The 12,794-nt window shown below is 26.2% G+C and carries 13 protein-coding genes and 1 riboswitch; all 13 genes read right to left on the reverse strand.

The genetic code is table 4. The features are described 5' to 3' along the window. Positions 1-1,086: a peptide chain release factor 1 gene (gene prfA / locus SFLOR_RS05610; protein ID WP_100917086.1), complete on the reverse strand. Its 1,086-nt coding sequence runs from the start codon at positions 1,084-1,086 to the stop codon at positions 1-3. A gap of 16 nt (positions 1,087-1,102) precedes the next feature. Then, complete coding sequence (locus tag SFLOR_RS05615; RefSeq protein WP_100917087.1) at positions 1,103-1,705, reverse strand: thymidine kinase; 603 nt, start codon at positions 1,703-1,705, stop codon at positions 1,103-1,105. A gap of 25 nt (positions 1,706-1,730) precedes the next feature. Next, complete coding sequence (locus SFLOR_RS05620; RefSeq protein WP_100917088.1) at positions 1,731-2,678, reverse strand: DHH family phosphoesterase; 948 nt, start codon at positions 2,676-2,678, stop codon at positions 1,731-1,733. 8 nt (positions 2,679-2,686) lie between these two features. Next, positions 2,687-4,537 carry a hypothetical protein gene (locus tag SFLOR_RS05625; protein ID WP_100917089.1) on the reverse strand — a complete coding sequence of 617 codons (1,851 nt, stop codon included), beginning with the start codon at positions 4,535-4,537 and terminating at the stop codon, positions 2,687-2,689. A gap of 92 nt (positions 4,538-4,629) precedes the next feature. Beyond that, positions 4,630-4,920 carry a 50S ribosomal protein L31 gene (rpmE, locus tag SFLOR_RS05630; RefSeq protein WP_100917090.1) on the reverse strand — a complete coding sequence of 97 codons (291 nt, stop codon included), beginning with the start codon at positions 4,918-4,920 and terminating at the stop codon, positions 4,630-4,632. Positions 4,921-5,023: 103 nt separating this feature from the next. Continuing rightward, entirely contained in the window at positions 5,024-6,487 is a 1,464-nt protein-coding gene (locus SFLOR_RS05635) for an NCS2 family permease (RefSeq protein WP_100917091.1), read from the reverse strand. A gap of 108 nt (positions 6,488-6,595) precedes the next feature. Then, positions 6,596-6,692, reverse strand: a riboswitch (purine riboswitch). Between the two features lie 89 nt (positions 6,693-6,781). Next, positions 6,782-7,633 (reverse strand): SPE_1075/MLC_0560 family membrane protein, encoded by an 852-nt coding sequence (locus SFLOR_RS05640; RefSeq protein ID WP_100917092.1) that lies wholly within the window; start codon positions 7,631-7,633, stop codon positions 6,782-6,784. Positions 7,634-7,687: 54 nt separating this feature from the next. Beyond that, a complete protein-coding gene (locus tag SFLOR_RS05905; RefSeq protein ID WP_157806966.1) occupies positions 7,688-7,861 on the reverse strand; it encodes a helix-turn-helix domain-containing protein in 174 nt (57 codons plus the stop codon). A gap of 40 nt (positions 7,862-7,901) precedes the next feature. Beyond that, complete coding sequence (fba, locus tag SFLOR_RS05645) at positions 7,902-8,795, reverse strand: class II fructose-1,6-bisphosphate aldolase (protein WP_100917144.1); 894 nt, start codon at positions 8,793-8,795, stop codon at positions 7,902-7,904. Positions 8,796-8,877: 82 nt separating this feature from the next. After that, positions 8,878-9,402, reverse strand: coding sequence for an ECF transporter S component family protein (locus SFLOR_RS05650; RefSeq protein WP_100917093.1), 525 nt, complete (start codon positions 9,400-9,402; stop codon positions 8,878-8,880). A 47-nt stretch (positions 9,403-9,449) separates the two neighbouring features. Then, positions 9,450-11,042 carry a CTP synthase gene (locus SFLOR_RS05655; protein WP_100917094.1) on the reverse strand — a complete coding sequence of 531 codons (1,593 nt, stop codon included), beginning with the start codon at positions 11,040-11,042 and terminating at the stop codon, positions 9,450-9,452. A gap of 63 nt (positions 11,043-11,105) precedes the next feature. Continuing rightward, the gene (rpoE, locus tag SFLOR_RS05955) at positions 11,106-11,573 is read right to left on the reverse strand and encodes a DNA-directed RNA polymerase subunit delta (RefSeq protein ID WP_169919207.1); all 468 of its coding nucleotides are present in this window, start codon (positions 11,571-11,573) and stop codon (positions 11,106-11,108) included. Between the two features lie 29 nt (positions 11,574-11,602). Then, positions 11,603-12,784, reverse strand: a complete 1,182-nt coding sequence (locus tag SFLOR_RS05665; RefSeq protein ID WP_100917095.1) for an HD domain-containing protein — start codon at positions 12,782-12,784, stop codon at positions 11,603-11,605. Positions 12,785-12,794: the final 10 nt, after the last annotated feature.

Here is a 12,794-nt window from a genome sequence, read left to right on the forward strand (position 1 = left end):
TTAACCTTCTATATGTTGAGTGATTCGATTTTTTTGTTCATCATTTATTAGCTCAATGATAATTTCATCTAAGTTACCTTCCATTACTTGATCTAGTTTATTTAATGTTAAATTAACTCTATGATCAGTAACTCTATTTTGCGCATAATTATATGTTCTTATTTTTTCACTTCTTGCTCCAGTACCAACAGCATTTTTTCTTAAACTTGCTGCCTCACTTTGTTGTTTTTCAAGTTCTGCTTCATATATTCTTGCTCTTAACAAAGTCATGGCTTTATCTTTATTGTCATGTTGACTTCGTCCATCTTGTGAAGCTGCAACAATTCCAGTAGGAATATGAGTAATTCTTACAGCTGAATCAGTTGTATTAATATGTTGTCCACCAGCTCCTGAAGCTCTATAAGTGTCAATTCTTAAATCAGCTGTTTTAATGTCAACTTCAACATCACTAACTTCTGGAAGAACTGCAACAGTAGCTGTTGAAGTTTGAATTCTTCCTTTTGATTCTGTTTTAGGCACTCTTTGAACTCTATGACTTCCAGATTCGAACTTCATTTTTGAATATACTTTGTCACCCTTTACCATAAAAGAAATTTGACTAAAACCTCCAGCTGCTGATTCATTCATATCCATAACTTCTATTTTTCAGTTATTTTTTTCAGCATACTTTGTATAAAGTCTAAAAAGATCTCCTGCAAAAATATTTGCTTCATCTCCCCCAGCTGCTCCTCTAATTTCAAAAATAACATTTTTATCATCATTAGGATCTTTAGGAAGTAATAAAAGTTCTAAATCATCTTCTACTAAAATAATTTGTTCTTGTGCTTCTTCTAATTGAAGCTTTGCAAGACTTCTCATTTCTTCATCTTTTTCAGTTTCTAAAATTTGTTTAGCTTCTTCTATATCATTGTTTATTTTTTTGTATTCTTGATATTTGTTAACTACTTCTTCAAGACTAGCTCTTTCTTTATTTAATTCTGTAAGAAGTTTAATGTCTTTTAAAGTTTCTTCTTTTTGAATAGTTTCATCAATAGAATTTACTCTATTTTCCATAACGTTTAAAGCTTCTAATGTCTTTTTATTCATATTCTATCTCCTAGTCCTATTGTGGTTTAATATAACAATGTCTACATCTTGCTTCATATTTTTCATTTGCAGATATAACAATAATTGGTTCATTTGCTTTTGCAGGTTCTCCATTAATTATTCTTTGTGTTCTATTTGCATTACCACCACAAGAATGACAAATTGATGTTAATTTATCTACATATTCTGCTTCTACTAATAATTTATCTACGTTTTGAAAAGGATCATTTTTAAAATCCTTATCCAAACCATTTGCAACTACAATGACACCTTCATCAGCTAGTTTTTTAATAATTTCAACTATATTTGTATCAAGAAATTGAATTTCATCAATACCTATTATATCAACTTTTTCTTTCTCATTTTCTTTATAAAATATATCTAATAACTCTTCACTATCTTTAACTGGAATTGATTCAATACTCATTCCAGAATGAGAAAATGTATCTTTTTTTGAATATCTATCATCAATTAATGGTTTAAATACTAAAACATTTTGTTGTGCATATTTATATCTCTTTAGTCTTTTAATAAATTCTTCAGTTTTTCCTGCAAACATACATCCTGTAATTAATTCAATTCATCCTTTTTTACTGTTAAAATTCATTCTGTAAGTCATATCAATTTTCTCCCTTATAAATATATTATTCAATTAAACTACTTAAATCATTAACTAAAGATTTTATCTCTTTTCAACTATCAAGCTTAGCTCCAGAAGCTAACTTATGACCTCCACCATTATAATTAACTGCTATTGAGTTTATATCAAACTCTCTGCTTCTAATTGAGACTTTTATTTTATCACTGTCAATAGTTTTATATGCAAGAGCTCATATTTTCACTTCTTTAATACCTGACAAAACTGTTAAAGCACTTTTAATTTCTTCTTCACCAAGATCTAAATTTTTAAAATATTTCGTTTTAACTTTTATAAAAGCTATTTGATTTTTATTATAAAATTTAGCGATACTAAATGCTTTATTATGTCATTTTGCTAATTTTAATTCTTTTAGAAATAATTGTGAATATATCTCTGTAATTATAACACCAGCTTCAACTAAAATTTTTGCAGCTTGAAAAGTACTTCCATTTGTTTTATCAAAAAGAAATCTTCCTGAATCAGTTATTAAACCATAATAAAGATAAGTGCCAGCCTCTTTTGTTATTTTTAAATTATTTTGATTAGCTCACAGTGTAATAACTTGAGTACATGCTATTGCACTTACATCTACTATTTTGTTTTTTGTAAATTCATCAACTTCTAAATGATGATCAATTTTAAAAACTTCTTTAACTTCATTTTTAAATTCAAAATCAACTCTATCAAAGTTTGCAACATCAACAGTAATTAAAAGTGCAGATGATATAATATCTTTATTTAACTTAGACTCATCTTCTTCTCTTAAACCTAAATTTAATTTTTCTCCTACAACATATACACTTTTATTTTCAAAGTTTTTTAAAATAATTTCTCTTAAACCATATGCGCTTCCTTGTGTGTCTCAATCTGGAGAAACATGCTTTGAAATTATTATATTTTTATATTCTTTAATTTTTTTAATTAACACTAATTCATTATCTTTTATTTTCATATTTCTCCTTACATAATTTTTAAGATTGAATCTTCTCCAATGTATAATTTAACTTTCTCTTCAATTTCAAATTTTTGAGTTGAATAAAAGTATATTTTTAAATTGGTTTCTTTTATTAAAGCTTCATACATATTTGGATCTGCGAATTTATTATTTTCAATTATTGTTCCTACTAATTCTATAATGTAATTTTTATTTTCTTTTTTATTTGTATAAACTTTCATTGGATTAATAACTAATTTACCCACTTGGTCAAAAATATCACTTTGAGTTTTAGTTGTTTCATTCATTGTTTCTAATTTTTTACCATCATATTTATAACTAAATCGATTATTTTTTGCAAAGAAATCTCCCCCATAAGTTGAATAATATTTTTTCAAGATTTCATCTAAACTGTTTTCAACAAGTTCTTGTTCATTTATTAAATAAATATTCTTATTAAATTGAGCAATATCATTAATATTATCTTCAATAAAAACTATTGAAAAATGCGAATCTAAATTAAATAAATTATCAATTACACTTAGTAAATTTTGTTTTTCAGTATGATTTAATTTTGCAAGTACATTATAAAAAATAAGATTATATTTTTTTAAATATATTGCAGTTAGTAATTGAAATCAAATTTCTTCCATTTTACTCAACTTAAATGAAAGTAAATTAAATTCAAATCCAAGTTGTTTTGCTGTTTCATCAATAAATAAAGTTGATTGCTTGTAAACTGATGAGATTTCTCTTTTTAATCGATCTTTGTGAACTTTAAATTCATCAATTTCTCCTTTTTCACAATTATCATTTAATACTCTTTTGTGATATTTGTGCATTACTTCAACAATTTTTCCTCTTAAAGTAGTTGCTTCATCTGAAAGACCTTCAAAAAACATTTTTTCTTGTTTCTTTTTAAATTCAAATCTTTGATCATAAGAGGCTTTTCTTCATGTAAATAGTTCATCAAGATTTCTTATTCTTTTTTTTATAATTTCAGCTTTATTCAATTCAAAAACAATTTGTTTTTTAAGACCTTTAATTATAAAGTTATTTTTTGAGATTTTTGCTTTTATATTATTTACTTGTAAATCTAGTATTTTCAATTGTTTTCTAGTTACAAAGTTAATTTGATGGAAATTCAATTCTTTAGCTAATTTTCTTTTTTGTTTATCTTTTGATTTTTTAGTTACATATTCACAAGTACACAATGATGATAATTCCATAAATGTATAAACTTTATCAAAAAGAGTTTGTAAGAAAGTTTGAATGAATTCTAAATTTTGAGTCTTTTCAACTAGATAATAATAATCTTTAATAATAATTCTGATATGTTCTTCCATGTCTCCATAGCTTTTTTGTAAATTAGTATTATTAAATTTGACTATTTGATTTAAAAACTCTGAAACTCACTGTTCTTCAATTTCAATAGAGTTGTTTATGAATTTTGAAATCATAGTCTCTATTTTATCTCTCATTTCTAAATCAGTTTTATTATTTTTAGATGTTGAAAAAGATAAATAAGAATATTTTTTATTTATATAATTAATCTTTGCTTGACTGTAAAAATTTTTATTTAAAAGCAATGATGTATATAATCAAAATTTTTCAGGTCATTTTCTAAATAAAGTATTTGCTTTAATGACAGCAACTTTTCTTTTTGTTCATTGTTTATTAACTTTATCATATCCATCAATTTTAAATAAACCATTTTTTACAAGATATTTACCTTGTAAAATATTTTTAAAGTTACGTCTTAAGTTTTTATCATAAGAAATGACAGTAGTTTTTTCAGAATCTTTAGTCCTAAAAGTAGTGCTTTTAGGTGTTAATTTTCTATTAAAAAACTTGGCATTTTGAATTGTAAAGCTCATATAAAAGACCTCCATAACCTTATTATTGTATAACATTTTAAAATAAAAATAATAAAACTAGACCAATTACTAGTCTAGTTGTTTGTATTAAATTATTTTTTAGCCTCTTTTGATTTTTTTTGATTTTCAGCTTTTTGAGCAGCTGATGCTTTTTCAACTTCAGCAAGTTTTGCGTCTTTTTTAGCAAATTTTTCTTTGAATTTTTCAACACGTCCCTCTGCGTTTGCAAAGTTTTGTTTTCCAGTGTAGAAAGGATGACAATTTGAACAAGTATCGATTCTTACTTCTTCACCTTTTGTTGATCCTGACATGAATTCATTGCTGCAAGTTGTACAAACAAATTTAGCTTCGAAATATTGTGGATGTATATTTGCTTTTGGCATGTTTTCACCGTCCTTTATTTAAAGTCTCTCTAATACAAAGTAAATAATACCATATTTTTTCGAAATGTTATTTATTTTATATTTTTATTTAATAAAAAGTCTTTTAAATAAAGGAATTTGCAATAAAGTAGAGAATAAATATTACATCTAAACTTCAAATTACAGGACCAATTTCTTTCAGTTTTCCTGTTGCCATTGAACCAACTGTATAGGCAATAATTGCAAGTGCAATACCATTTGCAATATTGTAAGTGATTATCATAAATAAAATTGAGAAAAACGCTGCTATAGCCATTTCAGGTTTATTTCATTCAATTCCTGTTATGGACTTAATCACTACAGTTCCAATAAATACAGTTGCAGCTCCAGTTATACAAGAAGGCATCATTTGAAATATTGGAAATATAACTATACTTAAAAGTAAACCCATTGAAGTAACAAGAGAAGCAAAACCAGTTCTTGCTCCTTGTGAAACTCCAACACAACTTTCAGCATAACATGCAATGTTGGAAACACCAATTGATGCTCCAACAATTGTTGATGCACCATCAATTATTAATGCTCTTTGTGGAATATCAGATTCAACTCCCGATTCCCTGTTCATTTCCACATTAACAGCAGTAATTGTTCCAGTTGCATCAAAAAAAGTAAGTATAATAAAAACAAAAATAGAGACATACATTGTTGGATTTGATCATATCTTAGTATTTGTAAATTCACTTCAAGTAGATGAAATATTAGAAGCAAAGCCTTTGAATAATTTTGCGTAATTTCATTTATTGGAATCTCATTTGGCACTACCAAATGATTGATTTATTGCATGATTATCTATCGTGTTAGCTAAAATAATAGCTATTATAAAACCTATAACCATAACAACAGCTACAGGAGCAAAGAATTTTTTGAAGTTTAAGAAAATAGCTGTAAGTAAAACAATTGATCCTAAAATTATTTCTGGGTAATTTAATTTAAAATTACTCAATTCAGCTATCGGTAAACCCCCTTCGCTTTTTTGTACTCATCCTATATTTGCAATTCCTACATATGCAATAAAAAATCCGATTCCTACACCAATTGCTAAGTGAAGTGATTTTGGAAGACTTTTAATAATAAGTGTTCTTAATTTAGTAACAGAGATTATACAAAACATTATTCCTGAAATACTAGTTGCTATCAAAGCCCCTTCATATCCTAGTCCTCCTGAATTAGCTACACTGAATGTAAACATAGCATTTACACCCATACTTGGAGCAAGTGCAATAGGCACATTTGCAGCAATGCCCATCACAAATGTTGCTAAAAATGACATTATTGCTGTTGCTAAAAATACTCCATCAGCATTCATAAATGAATTTGAATCATTTATACTTTGTGCACCACTAAGTATTCCTGGTTCTACAGACAAAATATAAATCATTGATAATAAAGTGGAAATACCTCCAATTATTTCCTTTTTAAAAGTCGTTTTCATTTTACCAAAGCCAAAATATTTAGCTATTGGATTATTTGAAACAATTAAAGAGTCCTTGCCCTTTTCACCCTTAAAATTATTTTCTTTAATATTCATAGTTTTCCTTTTCTATAAATTCTAAAATACGAAATAAGCTATTTTTTAAAAATAACTTATAAAAAATTAAAGTTGTAATTAACAGGCACTTGCTTTTGCATTTATTAAAAAAATATAAATAGAAATCATAGAGACTAGATAGGTCTAATCGTAGAGACGCCAACCCAATATGTTGGTTTATACAAGATCTATTAATTACACTTTTATTTTACATTTTTTTAAAAAAAATACAAAGAAAAAAATAAAAAGTTTAAACTTTTTATTTTGAAATATTTTTAAATTTTAAATATTTTACTACTCAGCTTTTATCAAACTTTTGTTAGTCAATATATCCATTTTTTCATAATTACAAATTCTATCTAAAAATAAAATTAAATAATTAACAAGTGGTCCAACAAGAAAAGTAAAGCATACCGTTCCAAGACCAAAATTGGTAAGAAGAAAATCTGTTTTTGTAGATTCACCTTGTATAAAAGGGAAAAAAGCAAAACCTAGAGCAAATATAACTATATCAATAAGTAATCTACCAACTGTATAATTTAGTTTTGTTAATCTTAAAAATTGTGTACAGATATTGTTAAAAGGTCCTAACATTCAACCCGATTTAACTCAAAAACCAATTCCTAGTACAAAACAAAGAAATCCTGCTATAAATAATCAATTTCTAACTCCAATTGAAGAAGAAATTGATGTGCCATCTCTAGAAACTCATTGACTAACAATAGGCATAAACATTTTTATAATAAAAGGAACACTAAAAGTTATTACAAGGTCAGCTATTATTATTCAAACAAATAAAACTCAAATTTTATTTTTTTTTGTTGATTTATAATCATCAATTGAGGGCTTAATAGAAAATGCTATAGCAAATAAAATAAGTACTATATTTCAAATTAATAGAGTTGTAGGATAAATGGAAACAAATTTTTCTCCTGACAATGAACCATCACTTCCATATGGTATTATTGTTGCTATTATATTATAAAGTGTTCAATCTATTTGACTTCCCCCAACAGCTGGTTGTTGATATAAGGCAAGTCCAAAAGAACTTATAAAAAGTCCTAAAAATGCTAATATAATTTTTACTAAAATAGATAATCAATGATTACCTATATAAACTTTATTTTCTATAATTCACTTTTTCATTTTATTTATTTCCTCATTTATAAATACTTTACACAAAAAAAATAGGCAAAAAACCTATTTTTCATATTTAGTTTTCAGAGCTTCGATTCCACCTTGTTCGTATTTCCTAACTCAATTTCTCAAAGAAACAACACTTACATTTCTTGTTGGTGCAAATTGAGTTGCAGTAACTCCACTGTTTTTAAAATCCTTAATAATTTTCACTTTTTCTTCAACTGTTAAGTGCATTTTCTTCTCTCCTCAATACCTCATAAGCAAAATTTTTTAATTATTTTGCTTTACCTTGACAACCAAATACTTTTGTTAAATCTAAGAATGTTTGTTTTAAAGCTTTAAATCCTGGTGCAAGCAATTTACGAGGATCAAATCCTTTTGCTTCATCATCTAAGTCTTTTTTAGCTTCAATATATTCTCTTGTAGCATCTCTAAATGCTAATTGTAATTCTGTATTAACGTTAATTTTTGATATTCCTAATTTAATAGCTTTTTCAACTTGATCTTGAGGAATTCCTGATCCACCATGTAATACCATTGGTAATTTACATGCTGCTTGCAATTCTTCTAATGTATCAAATGATAATGATTTTCATCATTCAGGGTATTTTCCGTGAATGTTTCCTATTCCTGCAGCTAACATTGAGATTCCTGTAGTTGACATTTCAGCAGCTTGTTTAGGATCTCCTAATTCACCTTCACCTACAACACCATCTTCTTCTCCACCAATTGAACCAATTTCAGCTTCAACTGATACTTCATGAGAATTTGCAAATTCCATTAATTCTTTAACTTTTGCAATATTTTCTTCATATGGTAAATGTGATCCATCAAACATAACTGATGAATATCCTGCTTCTATACATTTTTTAGCCATTTCAACTGATTGACCATGATCTAAGTGTAAAGCAACTGGTACAGTAATATTTAATGAGTCTAGTAAACCATTAACCATACCAACAACAACTTTAACTCCTCCCATATACTTTAGAGCTCCTTCTGAAGTAGCAATAATTACAGGTGTTTTTGATTCCTGAGCTGCTTCTAAAATTGCTTTAGTTCATTCTAAGTTATTAATGTTAAAATGCCCAATAGCATATTTATTTGCATGTGCTTCTTTAACCATTTCTGTAGAATTCACTAATTTTGAATGATAAATTCTTGACATATTTCTATTTCCTCCTATAAAAGATACTTTATACTTTAACATTATACCCCTTTATTTTTAGTTAATATATCTTTTTCTTGCTTTATTGCAACTTTTCAAGTTCAGTTTCATTTTTGTCAATTATCTTTTGTTTTAGTTTAACTTTATTAAAACTAAAACAAAATATTGAAGCAAAAACAACTGTAAAACTATATTGAATTGAATCTGTTATAACTTCTACAATAGCTACAGAAGAGTCAAAAATTAAATATGCATATAATACATATATAAATATTCATATATAACTTATAAATATATTTAAATATAAAGGTATAAATTTTTTTAAAAGTATAAAAGTAATACCTATAAGAATTTTGACAATTACAGTTATAGGCATATAAATAAATCCCCCTGCATATAAATCTATTAATATCCCTGAAATAGATGCTGAAGTAATTAATAAAAAAGGATTCAAAAAGTTTAATAAAGATAAGTAAATTGTATCTGAAATTTGAAATATATTTTTACCACTGATATTTGAAATAAATGTAGATAAGGCACCAATACCAAACATAAGAGATGTTATTAAACCACAAATTGCAATACTCTTTGTACTTACTCTTTTCACCTTTATCACCTAATTTAATTTTAAATAAAAAAACAAAAAATAAGTAATTATTTTTTGTTAATTGCGTTTATAAATCCCATAAATAGCGGATTTGGTTTATTAGGTCTTGATGTAAATTCTGGATGATATTGAGCAGCTACAAAGAAATCATTTTTTGGATATTCGATAATTTCTACTAAATCTTGTTCTAAATATAAACCTGAGAAAACTATACCATTATCTTCAAAAACTTTTCTAAAGTTATTATTAAACTCATATCTATGTCTATGTCTTTCAATAGCAGTTTTTTGTTTATAAAGACTGTGTGCAATAGTTCCTTCTTTTAAAGAAGTAACATATCTTCCAAGTCTTAATGTTCCACCAATGTTTTCTCTATTTTTACCTTCCATAATATCAATAATTGGATTTTTTGTATGAGGATTGATTTCTGTTGTATGAGCATCTGGCAATTTAATAACATTTCTTGCAAATTCAATACAAGCTACTTGCATACCTAAACATATTCCTAAATAAGGAATATTGTTTTCTCTTGCATATTTAGCTGCAAGAATTTTTCCTTCCACACCATCTTCACCAAATCCTCCAGGTACTAAGATTCCCTTAGCACCTTCCAATTCAGCTTTCAAATTCTTTTCTGTAAGTTTTCTAGCATTAACTCATACAAATTTAATTTTTTTATTAATTTCATATCCTGAAAATTTTAATGATTCCATTACAGATAAATAAGCATCACTTAATTCAACATATTTTCCAACAATATGAACTGTAAGAATATCTTTTGAGTTATCAATATTATTTACTAATTTTTTTCAATCTTCTAATTTAGTTTCTTTTAAATTTAAAGTTAATTGCTTTGCAACAATTTTATGTAAATTACCTTTTTCAATAATCAAAGGTACTTTATAAATAGAGTCACTATCTGGACACTCAATAACATTTTCTACTGAAATACTGCAAAGTAATGATATTTTATCTTTTAATTTTTGTTCAAATTCCATTTCACTTCTTGCAACAATAACATCTGGTTGTATACCTAAACTTAATAGTTCTTTTACTGAATGTTGAATTGGTTTTGTTTTGAACTCTCCTGAAACTTTTAAATAAGGTAATAACGCAACATGAATAAACATTACATTTTCTTTCCCTTTTTCCATTCTAATTTGTCTCAGAGCTTCTAAAAATGGTTGAGATTCAATATCTCCAACAGTTCCTCCAATTTCTGTAATAACTACATCTGCTTTACTTTCAACTTCTGCTTTATAAATTTTTTGTTTTATTTCATTAGTAATGTGAGGAATAACTTGTACAGTTTTACCTCCATATTTACCATTTCTTTCTTTTTCTAAAGTTTCATAATATATTCTTCCAGCTGATGTTGAAGAGTTTTTTGATAAATTAACATCTATGAATCTTTCATAATGTCCTAAATCTAAATCAGTTTCTCCCCCATCATCAGTTACATAAACCTCTCCATGTTCTATTGGATTTATAGTACCAGGATCAATATTTAAATATGGATCAAATTTCTGCATAAATATTTTTAATCCACTATTTTTTAAAAGTACTCCAAGAGAACTTCCTGTAATACCTTTTCCTAATCCTGAAACTACTCCTCCTGTGATAAAAATATGTTTTGTCATAATTTAATTCTCCTTTAAAAATAAAAAGTAGCCAATAAAAACTACTTATAATTAAGTTTAATTTTAATAATCGTCGTCATCGTCATCATAATCATCATCGTCGTAATCATCATCGTCATCGTCATCTATAGTTGAATCAATTGAATCATCATCTGAGTTTAAATTTAATAGATTCTTCATTTTTCCAACACCTTCAGTTGTATCTTCATCGTATGTACTTAAACCAAGTATTGATTCAGAATCTAAATCTTCAAATTCCTCTGTTGTTTCAAATTTATCAACATATTCATATTGTTTTTTAACATCATCGAATTTAAGATATTCTCTTAAACCTCACTTACCATCTGATGTTAATGCAAATCTGTTATCTAAAACTAAATCACTGTAAAGTTCAGCTATTATTTCATTTTTGCTATCATTGTCTCCACTTATGTCTTTTGAAATTGTATTCCAGATATCTTCAAATGAAGCGCTATCTTTACATTCACTTAAGTAATCATAAGTTAAATTAATTGGTGATAGTTTGTTCATAACATTTCCTCCATAATTTCTATTCTACATTATACATTGGGAAAAATATAAACTTTTTTTACATTATTTTCTCAATCTATATTTAAAATTTCTGATAACTCTTTAAGATTATTTAATTTATCATTTTTCAAAATATAGATATTTTCATCTTTTTTCCCAGTACTATCTTTATAAATAAATACAGTTTTTATTGATATAGAATCAAAGTAATACTTTGCATCACCTTTAAATTCTGATTTTAATTTGTTAAACTCTTCTTTTGTCATATCATATGAGACTTTTAAGAATTTCCTATTTAATAATCTATTTGATAAGTCCTTTAATATTTCATCATTTTCATTCTTTAAACTTTTAAATATATCAAACATAGTATAGTCATCTAAAAATATATACTTATCTAAAGGCATTGCTTTCTCTTCAAATACCTCTTTAAATAATTCAACTGTTTGAGAATTTTTAAATTTAAATCCATTTTTGTAAAGATCTTTAAATCTTTTAAATCACATTTTAAAAGTGCTATCAAAAGCAGTAGAAATTTTATGCTCATAAACTTGTTTAAACATATGATACCTACCTAACAAAAAATTCTCTATTGCATTTAAAGATTTACTTGCAAAAACTATTTTATCATCTTGAATCTTTGCATTTCTAATAATTCAATCAATATCAGGTTTTGAATAATTAACTCCAGCACCAATTGAATCTCTTTGAAGATAATCTAATCTATCTGCGTCAAGTTGACTAGATACTAATAAATTGACAACTTTATTTTTGTGTTTTCCTTCAATAACAGAAACTACTTCTTTTGGATCCACTCCATTATTTAACAAGACCTTATTTATTTGAGTGTCACCTTTTATCAAATCAACACTGTATTGTTCATGACTTATTGATGAAATGGTTTCAAATGTATGGGAAAAAGGTCCATGACCAATATCATGAAGTAATCCTGCTATTTTTAATACTCTTTTATCTTTATCTAAGATATGTTTATTTATTTTTTCATTTTCAAGAAATTTACAAATAACATGATAAACACCAATACAATGTGAAAATCTTGTATGATTTGCACTTGGGAAAACAAATTGTCCTCCTCCAAGTTGGATTATTCTTCTTAATCTTTGAAATTCATCTGTATCAATTAATTCCAAAAATACCTTATCTTCTATGTAAATTTCTCCATGAACATTATCTCTTATGAATTTTTCCATAATTCACCTC

It is taken from the genome of Spiroplasma floricola 23-6, from assembly GCF_002813555.1.
In the GTDB taxonomy this organism is placed as follows: Bacteria; Bacillota_I; Bacilli_A; order Mycoplasmatales; family Mycoplasmataceae; genus Spiroplasma_A; species Spiroplasma_A floricola.